Annotated in this window: 15 protein-coding genes and 1 tRNA gene; 8 read left to right on the top strand and 8 right to left on the bottom strand. The window is 32.7% G+C overall.

Annotated features, from left to right (window positions below; all coding sequences use genetic code 11):
• Positions 1–46: 46 nt before the first annotated feature.
• The 4 genes from P700755_RS14615 to P700755_RS14600 form a co-directional block, all read right to left on the bottom strand.
• Positions 47–802 (bottom strand): SDR family NAD(P)-dependent oxidoreductase, encoded by a 756-nt coding sequence (locus P700755_RS14615; RefSeq protein ID WP_015025410.1) that lies wholly within the window; start codon positions 800–802, stop codon positions 47–49.
• Positions 803–822: 20 nt separating this feature from the next.
• Positions 823–1,317: a RidA family protein gene (locus P700755_RS14610; RefSeq protein WP_015025409.1), complete on the bottom strand. Its 495-nt coding sequence runs from the start codon at positions 1,315–1,317 to the stop codon at positions 823–825.
• A gap of 638 nt (positions 1,318–1,955) precedes the next feature.
• Positions 1,956–2,477: a nuclear transport factor 2-like protein gene (locus tag P700755_RS14605; RefSeq protein ID WP_015025408.1), complete on the bottom strand. Its 522-nt coding sequence runs from the start codon at positions 2,475–2,477 to the stop codon at positions 1,956–1,958.
• A gap of 145 nt (positions 2,478–2,622) precedes the next feature.
• Complete coding sequence (locus P700755_RS14600; protein ID WP_015025407.1) at positions 2,623–3,351, bottom strand: hypothetical protein; 729 nt, start codon at positions 3,349–3,351, stop codon at positions 2,623–2,625.
• Between the two features lie 228 nt (positions 3,352–3,579).
• Between P700755_RS14600 and P700755_RS14595 the strand changes: the two genes are divergently transcribed.
• The gene (locus tag P700755_RS14595) at positions 3,580–4,023 is read left to right on the top strand and encodes a site-specific integrase (RefSeq protein WP_157609313.1); all 444 of its coding nucleotides are present in this window, start codon (positions 3,580–3,582) and stop codon (positions 4,021–4,023) included.
• 247 nt (positions 4,024–4,270) lie between these two features.
• The gene (locus P700755_RS14590; RefSeq protein WP_041758410.1) at positions 4,271–5,068 is read left to right on the top strand and encodes a hypothetical protein; all 798 of its coding nucleotides are present in this window, start codon (positions 4,271–4,273) and stop codon (positions 5,066–5,068) included.
• A 2-nt stretch (positions 5,069–5,070) separates the two neighbouring features.
• On the opposite strand, the gene P700755_RS14585 is transcribed toward P700755_RS14590, so the two are convergent.
• Positions 5,071–6,105, bottom strand: a complete 1,035-nt coding sequence (locus P700755_RS14585; protein WP_015023751.1) for an IS630 family transposase — start codon at positions 6,103–6,105, stop codon at positions 5,071–5,073.
• Positions 6,106–6,224: 119 nt separating this feature from the next.
• Between P700755_RS14585 and P700755_RS14580 the strand changes: the two genes are divergently transcribed.
• Both P700755_RS14580 and P700755_RS14575 read left to right on the top strand, forming a co-directional pair.
• Positions 6,225–6,899 (top strand): hypothetical protein, encoded by a 675-nt coding sequence (locus P700755_RS14580; protein ID WP_041758409.1) that lies wholly within the window; start codon positions 6,225–6,227, stop codon positions 6,897–6,899.
• A gap of 167 nt (positions 6,900–7,066) precedes the next feature.
• Complete coding sequence (locus P700755_RS14575) at positions 7,067–7,657, top strand: hypothetical protein (RefSeq protein WP_157609312.1); 591 nt, start codon at positions 7,067–7,069, stop codon at positions 7,655–7,657.
• 403 nt (positions 7,658–8,060) lie between these two features.
• Here P700755_RS14575 and P700755_RS14570 read toward each other — a convergent pair whose 3' ends face one another.
• Complete coding sequence (locus P700755_RS14570) at positions 8,061–10,025, bottom strand: P-loop NTPase fold protein (RefSeq protein WP_169314468.1); 1,965 nt, start codon at positions 10,023–10,025, stop codon at positions 8,061–8,063.
• Between the two features lie 413 nt (positions 10,026–10,438).
• A complete protein-coding gene (locus P700755_RS20095) occupies positions 10,439–10,576 on the bottom strand; it encodes a hypothetical protein (protein ID WP_157609311.1) in 138 nt (45 codons plus the stop codon).
• Here P700755_RS20095 and P700755_RS18845 point away from each other — a divergent pair.
• A complete protein-coding gene (locus P700755_RS18845) occupies positions 10,553–11,257 on the top strand; it encodes a DUF6965 family protein (protein WP_342626360.1) in 705 nt (234 codons plus the stop codon). The two genes, P700755_RS20095 and P700755_RS18845, sit on opposite strands and share 24 nt — an antisense overlap.
• 59 nt (positions 11,258–11,316) lie before the next feature.
• On the opposite strand, the gene P700755_RS14560 is transcribed toward P700755_RS18845, so the two are convergent.
• Positions 11,317–11,390 (bottom strand) — tRNA-Arg (locus P700755_RS14560).
• Between the two features lie 62 nt (positions 11,391–11,452).
• Here P700755_RS14560 and P700755_RS14555 point away from each other — a divergent pair.
• The 3 genes from P700755_RS14555 (at position 11,453) to cysS (ending at position 14,269) form a co-directional block, all read left to right on the top strand.
• The gene (locus P700755_RS14555; protein WP_015025404.1) at positions 11,453–11,965 is read left to right on the top strand and encodes an adenine phosphoribosyltransferase; all 513 of its coding nucleotides are present in this window, start codon (positions 11,453–11,455) and stop codon (positions 11,963–11,965) included.
• Positions 11,966–12,094: 129 nt separating this feature from the next.
• A complete protein-coding gene (gene folE, locus P700755_RS14550) occupies positions 12,095–12,772 on the top strand; it encodes a GTP cyclohydrolase I FolE (protein WP_015025403.1) in 678 nt (225 codons plus the stop codon).
• A gap of 3 nt (positions 12,773–12,775) precedes the next feature.
• Positions 12,776–14,269, top strand: a complete 1,494-nt coding sequence (gene cysS / locus P700755_RS14545; protein ID WP_015025402.1) for a cysteine--tRNA ligase — start codon at positions 12,776–12,778, stop codon at positions 14,267–14,269.
• The last annotated feature ends 5 nt before the right edge of the window (positions 14,270–14,274 follow it).

Raw genomic sequence — 14,274 nt, 5'->3', positions numbered from 1 at the left:
TGTATTTTAATTGTTTTCATACTACAGTTTTTAATATGACTATGATTTACAAATTCGATTTATGTGATCCACCATCGATAGCTAGGCATGTTCCAGTAACCAAACTGGCACAGGACGAAACTAAAAAGGTGGCAACTTTTGCGATTTCATCTGGGGTTCCTAATCTACCTAAAGGACTGGCATCGATTGCCATATCGTAAAATGGGCGGTTATTTTCTTTAATCATTTCCCAAAGCCCACCTTCAAATTCAATTGCACCTGGCGCAATGGTGTTGACTCGAATGTGTTGTGGAGCCAACTGAACAGCCATTGTTTTTGAATAACTTATAAGCGCTGCTTTTGCTGCGGCATACGCCGGCGGAGATCCAGACTCTAAACCAGAGACAGATGAAATAAATAAAATGTTACCACTACCCGATTCACTCATCCAAGGCACTACTTTTTTTGTCGCCCTTACGCTTGCCATCAAGTCAATTTGTAGTGATGCTTCCCAATCTTGATATTCATCACCCATAGTGAGCGCCGAGGCATTATTGACCAGAATATCTACACTGCCAAATTCATTCTTTACAGCGGTAAGGAATAAATTGAATTGTTCTGAATCACCAACATCACATGTCTGTGTAAAAACTTTTACTCCTTTTTCAAGAAGTTCATTTTTTGTTTTTTGGAGGGCCTCTTTGCCACGTGCACAAATGGCGATATTCACACCTTCTTCGGCAAGATGTAAGGCGATGCTTTTTCCTATGCCTTTGCTACCCCCAGTGATGATGGCATTTTTTCCTTTAAGCTGTAAATCCATACTTTAAGTTATTTTGACACTTATTCAGCTTTATACACTTCCAATTCAATTTCAATCATAAATTCAGGGAGTGCTAGTTCTTTGACACCCAACCACGAGCCAGTTGGGAAATGGTTTTTATAAATTTCAGTTCGGTAGGCAGCGTGTTCCAAAAATAAAGACATGTTGGTAGTAAAGACATCTTCTTTAACCACATCATCGAAAGTGCAATTGAAATGTTTTAGTATTTTATCTAAATCTGCATAGCAGTTTTTCATCTGCTGTTCAAAATCCCCTTCAGCAGTTGGGTTTCCTTCATCATCCATACTTACAGCACCAGAAATTTTGATATGATTTCCAATTTTTACAGCATGTGAATAGCCGTAGGCTTTTTCGACCTCTGGTCTTAACAGAAAATAGTCGGGTGTTTCAGGACTACTATTATCGTAGGCTAGTGTAGTCTTTACTTTGCAACTGATTACAGAAAAAGACAAAATTAGTGTTAGGATTGAAATCGAAAGGAATTTTGTTTTCATTATTGTAGATTTATAGTCTTTGTTATTTTAAACTCGAACCAACTTTGGTATAAATGGTAGTGTCATAAACAGTAATCCATTTTAAATTTTGAATTAGCGAGTTCGTTTTTTTTGAAATTAATCATCCTTTTAAAAAGGTATTGAAAGTAATGGTGTAATGGCAAAACATAATCCAGCATATTGATTTTTTTTGGTTGCCAACTCAACCAGATCCTGCTGCTCTTCCAACATTTGATAGCACCACAAATAGTATGAATTGTGAAGCTGCAATCGTCAACCAGCATAGTTTTATAAACGTGGCGCATAGACCTATTACCGTCAAAGTGCTGAACAAATAATAAAACAGGATGAATGCATTTATTAGTCGATCGCATGGCCATAAATCTTGTACAAAAAAGATTCAGTTATTAAAATAGATGCTATTACCAAATAGGTATTCAACATTTTTTCATCACCACAAAAATCAGCTAGGATAGGAATAACAAACATCTTGAAAATACAGCCAACTCTACTAAAAGCTGAAAACGATAAATAACAAAGCACCGAATTTTTAGAACGTATTAAATTTTACTTTTTTAAGCGCTATTTTATTCATGATAGATTAGTGGTTACAAAATAGTCTGATGCGGACATTTATCTCATTCAGACGTTAAACTGTCTATTTTAGTAGTCGCTATTCTCTCCATTTCCTGCATGTCTAAAAGAATTTCTGAAGTATTCCAATAGCCATTTTCTCTCACAATTTTACCATCGACAAATCGTGCTGTCATATGGCATGGAATCTCATAGGCTTTATTATTAGCCTTCAAATTCCCTTTCCATAAACCCCAGAAGTTTACCCAAATTTCGTTATCATCGGTGATAACCATTTCATAATCGCCTTCATCTTCGATAAAACTCCAGCTGTTGAAAAGTTCTGCACCTGCTTTATTTGACGCTATAGCTTCCGATAAAGTTTGCCCCTTGTCTTTGGTGGCATTGTTAAATATAATAGTAGTATCGGCGTAGTGAGTGGCAAAGCTTTTCCAGTCTTGAGCAACATAATTTTTAATCACCTTTTTATAAGACTCAATTTCAGTGGATTGCTGTGTGTATCTCTTTTCCTGATTACAGGCTGTAAATAGCATTATTGAGAGAGCTACAAAAAATAAATTTTTCATGTTAGTATGTATTAAGTGAGTTAAAAATTTTAAAGTTGATTGATAAACAGGTTTTTTTTGTAAAATAGAATACTTAAGGATTAAAAACCCGGATAAATCTTTACTATGTCTCCGGGTTTAAACAAATCAAAAAAAACATAAAAAATTAATTAGATAACTCTTCGTTGAATTCCCAGATATAAGACCAAGAGCTACCAATAGCCATACTCCATTTTTCCATCATTTGTTTGGCTTTTTTATCGCCGTGGACTTTTTTGTATAAGGCAAAGGGGCCATCTTTTTTATCATCTTCATCTATGGCTGCATAACTGCTAAACAAATCAGTTACCATATAATTAGGATCATCTTCACCTCCACCCATAAAAGAGTACCAGTAACCTCTAGCCTCACCTTCTTCTGCAGCAATAGTAGTTGTTACCTCTTTTATGATCTCAGAAAATAAAGCTCCATTTTTAACTTTAAAATAAGTGGCCCAAACCAGCTTAACGTCTGTAGCTAAAGTTTTTTTACTCCAATCTGGTAAAGTTTTAGAAATGGAGTAATGCGATTTTTCAACGTGAGGCACTATAAAGGTCATTGCTAACATTCTACAGGACTTACCAGCCATATCCTCTTTGTCCATATCAGCCCAGTTTGGCATGTAACCAGTTACACCGTACACGTTATTCTCGCCTTGAACTCTTGACCAAAAACCCCAAGAATTAGTTCCTTCATTTTCGTTGTAGCACTCTTTCCATTTTTTAACGCCCTCCATAAATTGAGCAGTGTGTCCCTGTTTGACCGTAAATTCGGTCATGGAAAACATTTTCTTTTCAAAAGTTTGTGACATCGCCATTAGCGGTAACACCAATAAAATAATAAACAGCTGATTCATAATTTAATTTTTATTTTGATAATTAAACAACTGCAAAGTATTTAACATTCCATTACGAGTCAATCACATCTTCATGTGGTTTTGAGTTTTAGGTATTTAAAATTTAGTTTAACTACCACAACATTTTAGTAGTCCAGGTTTCAAATTTCAATAGATTGAAGTCTCTGTTTTAAATAAGTTTATTCTTAAAGTATTTTATAGATATTGAAACTAACTCAAAAAAACATTTTGGAGTTTAAAGAAGGTGACATAACGATGACCGCTATTGCAATTGAGACTAAAAAGACTGAAAAAAGAATTGAAATTCCGATTAAAAGGGATCTTCAGAAGATTCTTGATAAATACGATAATAATTTCCCCCCTAAAGTTTCCGATTCCAGGATCAATCTATATATCAAAAAAGTTTGCAAAGCAGCAGGACTTAACGAAGCCGTTAAAATGAAAATTATAGAAGGGGGAGAAACTTCTTTGACTAGCATGCCAAAGTACCAAAGAGTTGCAAGCCATACAGCTAGAAGAAGCTTTTGCACCAATGCTTTCAACGGAGGAATGCAACCCATAGATATTATGTCTATCTCTGGTCATAAAACAGAAAAAGCATTTTTTATTTATATAAAATCAACATCGAGGGACCGCTTTAGTAAAATTAAAGGTCATGCTTTTTTCCAGTAGTCTATAATTTATTAAAAAATATGATTAACCATTGGCTTCTCAGACGAAGGTAATTGTAGAGCCATTGTAGGCCATTAGATAGCTCCGAGACTCCACCGTTTATTAAATTATATTTTTAATACCATGACTTTTAAGACAATAAAAAAATACTAAATTCATACTATAAATAAAATAGAAATAACACAACTTGTTTTGTTAGCTGTAAGTGTAGCGGACGACCTACGACAAAACGACAATGAAGAAATAAATGAATACAATATACTTGACACCATATTCAATTATTGAAAATAATAACTACCCTATTAACACTAAAATTGTAATTAGGAAATCCGATTTTAATGGTATTCAATTTCAAAACGGAAAAATTACTTTTTCATTTATCAACTGTAAATTTAGAAATCTGGAAATTGAAAACAATGAAACAATTAATTTTAAAGGCATCAGTATTCAATTTATTAGTTGCTTCATAGCACAAATTAATGTAGAGACTTTTACTACAACTAACTTTTCATTATTTTTTGGTAGCTCAATATTACAAGGACGAATAAGGAATAGTAATTTGCAAAGCGTGACAGTTAACAACTGCTTGCTAAACAACTCACTTTTCCTGTTGAACCTTAAGAACGCTGTTGTTTCATGTACCGAAGACAATATTTTTCCCATCAGGTGGAAAAAGCTTTTAAAGAGCATCAATACAGACCTTAAAACTCTTTTAGAGGATAAACACTCATACTATATATACGACACCAAGAATATTGTTTTTAGCCTCAATGAAAATGCTACTGAAATGAGAGGAATCTATAAAAGACCATATTCCAATGAAGTTAAAAATAAAATAGGTTACTATTTTACCGATGAGGAAAAGGAAAAATTCAAAATCAGTCTATGCCTCCAATATTCTGCGAACATTAAGCATAGACTTACAAAAATCGTAAATGCAAAATTATCTGCTTTATCAATAAAAGGTTATTCAACTGGTGAACTCATTGTAGAAAGTTCAAAAATTGACAACTGGTATATTAACCTCGCACTTAAAGATCTTTAATTTTATGCAGCATATTTGATGCTCTCATGTTTAAAATATTTTGCTACCCTTTCGCTATCATTTTGAAGCATTTTCATATGATTCTCTAAATTTTCTTTCATTTTTTCTTGTGTTTTTGGTGCCGGTTTATCCGAGAGTCCATACTTTAAATCGCAATTCAGATATTCATCTGGGTTTCGCTCAGGTGAGTATGATGGCAGGTAAAATAGTTCTATGGTTTCGCCATTTTCTTCCGCCCATTTCTTTACAACTTTACTATGATGGACTCGTAAATTATCAAGGATTAAGAATACTTTGGTTTCTTGCGATTTGATGAGCTGTTCTAAAAATTGAATAAATACATCTGAGTTCATATTTTCTTTATATATCATAAACTGAATTAAACCCTGATTTGTAACTGTAGAAATCATGTTGATTGAAAACCGCTTCGACATATGTTTTTTAACAGGAGTTTTTCCTTTTGGAGCATAGGAACGTCCATGATGATTATTGTTTTTTACACCCGTTTCATCCCCCCAATGAATAGTTGCCTTCTCTTGTTTTGCCTTCTCTTTTATTGCTGGATATTCTTCGTCTAACCATTTTTGAACTTTTTTGGAACATTGTTCATAAGCTCTCTTTTTTGGCTTTTGAGGCGTGAATCCCCAAGCGTTGAGATAATTACCGACAGCTCTTCTTCCGATTGTAATACTAAACTCTCTTGCTATCAAATCCCTTACTGCCCTTGTAGTCCACAAAGCATAATCTAACTTTAGTTGATCGGGCATTACATCAATAATCATTTTTTGGATTGCAGCTTCTTGATCTTTATTGAGTAGTTTTCGATCTTCTGATTTGACTCCTCGTTTTTGATATGACAAAGATTTATGACCTTCTTTATTGTAAAGCTTCCACCAATCTCTAACAGTATTTACATGAACACCGTAAAACAGAGCTATGTCTTTTTTTTTATCTCCACGTTTTATCATTTTTACAGCATCCCTTCGAATTATACCTCTTTCCTGATCAGAAACACTCCTTAAGTCTATTTTTTCCATCTATAAATATACGAAATATTTAACTATAAATAAAGAACTATTGATTCGAAGTTAATATCCATAATTTTTCAACTCAACTTGGTTCTAATTTTTACAACATAAAACCATTTAGAAATGAATTGACCGACAAGAAATTTGAAATTCATAAATCAAACCTTGACAATGTATGGTTTGACAATATTTCCTTTAACGACTTTTCAATCATTTCATTTTACAGAAACAAGTTCGGACAAACATCAATCACATCTTGTGAGTTTCCCGACAATTATAAAGGGTTTGACAAATTCAAAACTGTAGAGAATATTCATTACCCTGACAAACTTGATGATAACTATTATAAAACAAGATATGAAACCTTCCTGCAACTAAAGAAGCTATTAGAATCATCAGGTAATTTTTATGAGTCTCAAAAACTCCAAGCAGTTTCAAATGAAGCTTTACGGAAAATTGCAAATCTTCCTTTTTGGGACAGACTAATTTTAAAAATTAATAGTCTTTCAAATAATCATGGACTATCAATCAAAGAACCGTTTTTCGCAACCATAATTCTCTCTGTAATTTTTTACATTTTGTATCTATGGACTTTAGGAAGAATGTTCGATAGCAACCAAATTGACTATGACTTAATAGGTTATTATTTTGCATTTCTCGATATCACTCACAGAACCGATTTTTTAGTCAAAAAGACAGAGCTTAGTGGACTAAGCGTGACAATTGACTACATAAATAAAATCCTCGTAGGTTTTTTAATTTACCAATTCATTGCAGCATTTAGAAAATATGGAAAGAAATAGAACACTAGCAGCTAACAGCAGCTAGAAAAAATTGGCGATTCAGTGCTCCGCAGACTCATTTGTGGTTAATCAAACATTGGTTCTTAGCATAAACATTTATGGTGAAAATCGCCAACTTCTCGAAGCTGAAAACGTTGCAACAATACCAAAAAACTACATTTGATAAAATGAAAAGAGTCAAAACCACCACAAAAAAACTATTAGAGGAATTAGAAAAAAATGTTGATATAACGCCAATTCTATCAAAAGTATTCGGTATTAAAAATAATTCTATCGAGAAAAATACTAGGACATTATTAAACTATGGTTGGTATATTTCTGCCCAGATGAAAATGAAAAAAATATCTGAAGTAATTGAATTAATTAAATCAGGAAAAACAGAAGAAGCAGAAACTATTTTGATGAATTTCTTTAAAGATAATTTACAAGAAATCGAAGAGCGGTTAATTACAAAACACTCAGATAGAAAATCCATAATTGAAGAGGCATTTAAAGCTCATAAGTCTAATATGTTCTATTCTTCTACAATTTTATTTTTGTCTCAAGGAGATGGAATTATAGATGGGAAGATTTTTCATAATAGAAAGAATTTAGATAAACACTTGGACAATAAAAAAAACCCAAGCTTTGTGAAAATTTTAAAAGACGATAGTTCTTTAAATGTTCCATCGATTAAGATTAATAAATCAAAATATTTTAGCAACCTAAACAGACACTCTGTTATGCATGGAAAATCGACTGATTACGGAAAAGAATAGCTTAAAAGCACTTTCACTTTGTTGTTTTGTAAGTGATTGGTATAATAGATATGAAAAATAAATAGAGAGGCTAACAAAGAACTGAGGTAAAAAACAACTCTTTTCTACTTTAATGTGAAACACTAGTATTCTAAGCTCATGGATTCACATTTGTGATTCTTTGTTGTGTTTTTCTTCCATTCATACGCATCCAATAAAATAATCATCATTTTTTCCTTTTAGAATCTCCTTCGGTATATTTTTTATATCCAGTACCTAAAGATAGAGTTTATAAATCTTTAAATATTTTACCTAAAGCTTTTAAGGTTTCAATATCACCTAATTAAGTAGGGTTGTTGGTCATCACGCCTCCATCAATTTTATTATAGAAAGATTACTCTTTTCCTTCTAATTTCTTTATGATCTAAAGTGTAATAATTTCATTTAGTATTTCTACATATTTTTTAAGTCTTACTTTTTCAACAAGCTCAACTTCTTTTAATCGCTCAATTAATTTAATATTAAAGTTTTGTAGAAATTCTTTTTCAGTTCCTATGTATTCAGCGCTTTTATAACGTTTATGTTTAAGCATTTCCAAAAAATTTAATTGACTATCTATACCTATCAAAAAAAACTTGTTGTAAAGTTTATCTGGATCAACTCCATCAAAAATATTATGCGACCAATAAACTTTACTTCCAAAGGCTTGTCTAGTTTGCAGATCTTCTTCTAGTTTATCAATATTTCCATCACAAAGACTTTCTACTATTTCTATTATTTTTTTTTGAACTATTTTAAATTCGTGTTTACTGATGAGTTTATTAACTTTTCTAATTACTCCCTCTACATCTTTAATATTATCTATTTCAAGATCACGATTTTGATAATTTAAGTTAAATGCAAACTCTTTAATTTGAGGTTCAAAATCATTCGAATTATTCAATATTATTTCAATATTTTTAATGTACGACGTATTAATATCATTTTCTTTATCAAAGATTTGATGTTTTTTTAAATTATGAAATATGTAGAACAAGTGAGTTAAAACTCCAATATTATCAATCTGCTCTTCTACAAATTTTTTAAATTCTAAATCAAGTAAACTCGTAAATTCTGTATTGTCAAGTTTACCCCATTTATATAGTTTTCTCCAACTTGGTATTTCATCTTTTTTATTGTTTAATACCTCTTCAACTAGTTTTGTTACATCAGAGTCTAGATAATCATTTTTACCTTTATTTATGAAATCTGAGAATATTAGGTAGTCTGGGATAATTGTAGTGAGATTTAGATTAAAGTTTCTGATAATTTGCCCGTAATTAGTATCAAAATTAATTTCATAATCTGGTACTTTTCTATCTATTAAAGAAAAATAAAAACCAGTTGCTATAACACCAATATAAGATGAAAGTTCTTCAACTTTATCATTTCCAGACTTATACTCCAAATACAGGATTAGAAAGTTAACCATCACAGGAACCTTCAAACTATTAATTTCTTTATCCCGTCCATATTCATTATCAATAGGTTGTATGAAGCGCTCAAAATCAGAAAAAAATTGGCGTAAAATTCTTAAGTTATCAGTTTTTGATGCTTTAAAAATTTTTAAAATCAGTTCTATATTTTCATTAAAAAAAATCTTTTGTTTATCTGCTTTCTTATCTATGAAAGTTGCAACAGCAAGTTCATAATCAGCTTCTATACTTAAGGTTTGGCCTACTAATTTTTCCTTGAAGTCTTTGTATGCTAATCTATAAGGTGTCTTTTCCTCTTTTTCCTCTTCCTGATTATCTTTTATAGATTTAGCCAAGTTTTGATCAATCAGTTTTTCTTCATCACATACCAAAATCACTTTGCATTGATGGTGTTCAACGAATTCATTAATAAAACCAAATAATTGATTTAATGGAATTTCAGAACGTTCTAAATCATCAAAAATAAATACCTTTTTGCCTTTTATATTTGCATCGTTACTTTTAAATATACTTATTAAATCTAACTCTGATTGTAAAGAATAAGTACCTTCATCATTAGAATTAAAATCTACTTTTATAGCAGTTTTTATAATACCTGCTCCAATTTTCTTTAGAATTTCAGCACTTTTAGAATATAATAATGGTGAAATTTTTTCTTTTATTTTTTGAACAAGTTGCTTGATATTGCTTATTCCATAAACGCTTATATAAATAGGATTTCGTTTTAACTCATCATCACTTATTTTATCTCTATTTATCCATGTTTCGAGTTCGTCTTTGACGAAAAATGTTTTACCACACCCCCATTTACCTGTAATCATTACAGCGTATTGTGGATTTTCCATTTTAATATAATCATTCAAATAGTTCTTAACATTTTGATTTATATCACTTGTATTCTCTGAAGTTTCCATTTTTAATTTGGATTTTAGATTTTTTATAATGTTATAAAGCAACTCCCACATAAAAAACATTTTTTACCAAATCAACGATTGTTGAATTAATCCATTTTGTACAATTGGAGTTGGAATATTTGTTGCTCTTACAGTTCTAATTTCTTACTTAGTTCAGTAAATATTCCATCAAAGGTAATGACTATTTAAGATATTTAATCGACAAGAAGTTAGTTATAATATTAATGACTTTTAAAATAAATTAACAAATTCCGTTCCAAAATATAATTCTTTCCTAAACTGACATTATGATATCTTTAGTAGGGTTTACAGGCTAAATACAAAAAGGATCCTCAACTAATTTTAAAATAAATAGATTCAATTCTTTTTAGACCTGTAATAATCATTCAGAGTTGAATCAGGTTTTTCTCTTTCTATCTTTTAAAATAATCACTTCGATTATCCTTATTTAAGGTGGTTTTAACTGGTTTAGCATATTTATCATCACTTCTCTCTTTAAAGGATTTTGAAGCTCTTAAAAAAGATTTATAAGTAGCCTTTTTGGTGAACATCTACTCAAAGATTTTAAAAATAATCCTATAGCTTTAGTTGAAGCTCCAAAAACAGCTATATACGGAGCTTTGTATTTTGGTTTACCTAAAACTCCTTCAGACTTGATTTGGTTAGCTGTGTATAATCTTTCAAGTCTGAAATTTGAAAAGTGTAAGATCTTAGAAGGAAGAGATGTTATTTTGTTTCCAGACTTATCCAAAGAAAGCAAGGCTTTTGATCTTTGGTCGAATAGAGCAAAGGATTTTGAAGAACGATTAACAGATACAACCTTTAAAGTATATGATTACCTAGAACATGTATCCACAGAAGAAGAGAGAAACGATGGGAATGATTTAGCAGATTATTTGATCCAGAAGGATTGGAAAGAGTTCAATTCTGACTTATACGACCCTGAACTAGAAGCTAAGGAATGGGATTTGTTTGTTACTTCTTTAGAAGAGGAAAGTGAACCCTCTTACATAAGTCAAAAGGAGATAATGGACCTCATGCATTATTTTGAAGGAAAGAATCTTTCTAAAAATACGATGATATTAAATTCAGGAGAAAAAATTCTAGATTTAAAAAATATGATAGAATCCCACTTTCTGATTATCGAATGTAAAAATTCACCAACCATTATTCCTTATGTTGAACGTTTGCAAAAGGTAAGAGAGAGGTTAACGAAAAGATTAAGTTTTTAAATCGGGCGCCACATAAAATAAAAAACCCCTCATTATGAGGGGTTTAGGTAGTAAATAAGTGACCACGGCAGGATTCAAACCTGCAGCCTTCTGAGCCGTAATCAGATGCGCTATTCAGTTGCGCCACGTGGCCTGTTTTGAGTTTGCAAATATATTTATTTTTATACTTTTACCAAACATTATAAAGTAAATATCATGGAACTTAAAAATTATATTAGAACTATAGAAGATTTCCCTAAGGAAGGCATCTCTTATAAAGACATCACACCCCTACTCCTCGACCCCACTGCGTGCTCTTTTGCCGTTTCAGAAATCATAAAAGGCCTTGAAGGTCAACCTATCGATAAAGTCGTAGGCATAGAATCTCGAGGTTTCCTCTTGGGGATGCTTATTGCCAAAGCGCTAGACGTAGGATTTGTCCCTATTCGTAAACCTGGGAAACTACCGGCGAAAACCATTTCTCAGTCCTATGACTTAGAATATGGCAGCGACACGATCGAGATTCATCAGGATGCTATTCAAAAAGGAGAGCAGATTTTACTCCACGACGATTTATTAGCTACAGGAGGAACAGCAGCAGCAGCTTGTCGACTTATTGAAACTCTTGGAGGAGAAATCAAACAAGTCAATTTCATCATTGAACTCGACTTTCTAAAAGGTCGACAACTGCTTCCAAAAGACAAAGTGAAGTCTTTAATTCATTTTTAATCTAAATCAAATTCAGAAAAACTACAAAAGCTTAGTTAATTTATAGCCGAAAACCCCGATAAATAAGTCCTATGGGATAAGAAATTTGGCAAAAAACCTATCTTTGCAAATTCTAATTATACAAGACAGATGAGCGATCAAAATAAAGAAGATCTAACTGAAGAACTAGGAGATAATCACATAGCCACCTCATACGAAAATCCTATAAGAGAGGATGCTTTTGACATGAGTGATGATGAAAAGATTGAAAAAATAAAAGGCCATGTTCATGAAATCATGGAAACCTTAGGTATGGATATGACCGATGACAGTTTACAGGGGACTCCAAACCGAGTCGCTAAAATGTATGTAAACGAAACCTTTGGCGGTTTGCGTCCCCATAAAAAACCTAAAGTGTCTACGTTTGAAAATAACTATAAGTATGGTCAAATGTTGGTTGAGAAAAACATTACCGTATATTCTACTTGTGAGCACCATTTGCTCCCTATCATTGGTAGGGCTCATGTCGCTTATATTTCCAGCGGAAGGGTCATTGGTCTTTCAAAAATGAATAGAATTGTGAATTATTACGCTAAACGCCCACAAGTTCAGGAACGATTGACCATGCAAGTGGTGAAAGAGTTGCAAAAAGCTCTTGAGACAGAAGATGTAGCCTGCGTTATAGATGCTAAGCACCTTTGCGTGAATAGTCGAGGCATCAATGACATTGAAAGCAGTACGGTGACTAGTGAATATGGAGGGAAATTTAAAGATGAAGATGTGAGGAAAGAACTTCTCAGCTATATCAAATTAGATACTAAATTTTAATACATGGCTTTATACGAGCACCAATCCCTGAAGATTTATAATTCCATTACAGGAGAAAAAGAGGACTTCCAACCTATCACAAAAGGCTATGTGGGCATGTACGTTTGCGGACCAACGGTATACAGCAATGTTCACTTAGGGAATTGTAGAACCTTTATTTCTTTTGATTTGGTGTTTCGTTACTTAAAGCATCTAGGTTATAAAATACGTTACGTCCGTAATATCACCGATGCGGGACACCTAGAAAACGATGGTGAAGAGGGAGAGGACCGCATTGCTAAAAAAGCTAAAGTGATGGAGTTAGAACCAATGGAAGTGGTTCAAAAATACAGTATTGATTTTCATCAAATTCTTGAAAAATTCAACAACCTACCTCCTAGTATTGAACCTACAGCTACTGGTCATATTATTGAACAGATTGAAACTATCAAAACAATTATCGACAAAGGACTTGCTTACCAAGTTAATGGTAATGTGTATTTTGATGTCCTGAAATATAACGAAAAACATCACTACGGAAAATTAAGCGGCCGAAAAATTGAAGATCTTATTTCTAATACCAGAGAACTTGCGGGACAATCTGACAAGAAAAATCCTCAAGACTTTGCCTTATGGAAAAAAGCAGAACCTCAACACATCATGCGTTGGCCCTCTCCATGGGGTATTGGTTTTCCTGGATGGCATCTAGAATGTACCGTGATGAGTTCTAAATACCTAGGCGATGAATTTGATATTCATGGTGGAGGCATGGACCTCAAATTCCCACATCACGAATGTGAGATTGCACAGGGTCAGGCAGCGACGGGTAAAGATCCCGTAAACTACTGGATGCATGCTAATATGCTGACCCTCAACGGTAAAAAGATGTCTAAGAGTACGGGGAATAATATTTTACCCCGAGAATTATTTACTGGCGACAATGAAACACTTTCCAAATCGTATACAGCACCAGTGATTAGGTTTTTTATGCTTCAGGCCAATTATAGAAGTATTCTTGATTTTTCTGATGAAGCATTATCTGCATCAGAAAAAGGCTTTCAAAAACTGATGGAGAGTCTATCCACTCTAAAGGTCTTAAAAGCTTCAAAAACTTCAGATTTCAATGTGAATACCTGGAAGGACAAGTGCTATGAAGCGATGAATGATGACTTTAATAGTCCCATTCTTATTGCCCATTTATTTGAGGCAGTCAAACAAATTAATCTCGCAAAGTCTGGCGATAAAAGATTGAGTCGAGAGAGTCTTGATCTATTGTCGAAAACCATGAATGACTTCATCTTTGAAGTGATGGGACTCGAAGATTTGGAAGACACCTCGAAAAGTGAGGCAAATACAGATGATTTCAAAGAACTTATTGAATTTATGATTCAGATGAGAAATCATGCTAGGCTTAATAAAGACTTCGAAACAAGTGATAAAATAAGGGATAAATTATTAAAAATGGATGTGGAGTTAAAAGACCAGAAGGAAGGGACTAGCTTTACGATCAAATCCTAAAGATG

Source organism: Psychroflexus torquis ATCC 700755, assembly GCF_000153485.2.
In the GTDB taxonomy this organism is placed as follows: Bacteria; Bacteroidota; Bacteroidia; order Flavobacteriales; family Flavobacteriaceae; genus Psychroflexus; species Psychroflexus torquis.
The sequence above is the reverse complement of the archived record's forward strand: the minus strand, read 5'-3'. Positions and strand labels throughout refer to the sequence as shown.

What these genes read in the sequence shown, in the direction of transcription:
- P700755_RS14585 (WP_015023751.1), bottom strand. Translation starts at nt 6,105, where the DNA reads ATGGAAAAAATAGACTTAAGGAGTGTTTCTGATCAGGAAAGAGGTATA.
- P700755_RS20095 (WP_157609311.1), bottom strand. Translation starts at nt 10,576, where the DNA reads ATGTTCACCAAAAAGGCTACTTATAAATCTTTTTTAAGAGCTTCAAAA.
- P700755_RS14615 (WP_015025410.1), bottom strand. Translation starts at nt 802, where the DNA reads ATGGATTTACAGCTTAAAGGAAAAAATGCCATCATCACTGGGGGTAGC.
- P700755_RS14590 (WP_041758410.1), top strand. Translation starts at nt 4,271, where the DNA reads ATGAATACAATATACTTGACACCATATTCAATTATTGAAAATAATAAC.
- P700755_RS14605 (WP_015025408.1), bottom strand. Translation starts at nt 2,477, where the DNA reads ATGAAAAATTTATTTTTTGTAGCTCTCTCAATAATGCTATTTACAGCC.
- P700755_RS14600 (WP_015025407.1), bottom strand. Translation starts at nt 3,351, where the DNA reads ATGAATCAGCTGTTTATTATTTTATTGGTGTTACCGCTAATGGCGATG.
- cysS (WP_015025402.1), top strand. Translation starts at nt 12,776, where the DNA reads ATGGCTTTATACGAGCACCAATCCCTGAAGATTTATAATTCCATTACA.
- P700755_RS14575 (WP_157609312.1), top strand. Translation starts at nt 7,067, where the DNA reads ATGAAAAGAGTCAAAACCACCACAAAAAAACTATTAGAGGAATTAGAA.
- P700755_RS14610 (WP_015025409.1), bottom strand. Translation starts at nt 1,317, where the DNA reads ATGAAAACAAAATTCCTTTCGATTTCAATCCTAACACTAATTTTGTCT.
- P700755_RS14570 (WP_169314468.1), bottom strand. Translation starts at nt 10,025, where the DNA reads ATGGAAACTTCAGAGAATACAAGTGATATAAATCAAAATGTTAAGAAC.
- folE (WP_015025403.1), top strand. Translation starts at nt 12,095, where the DNA reads ATGAGCGATCAAAATAAAGAAGATCTAACTGAAGAACTAGGAGATAAT.
- P700755_RS14555 (WP_015025404.1), top strand. Translation starts at nt 11,453, where the DNA reads ATGGAACTTAAAAATTATATTAGAACTATAGAAGATTTCCCTAAGGAA.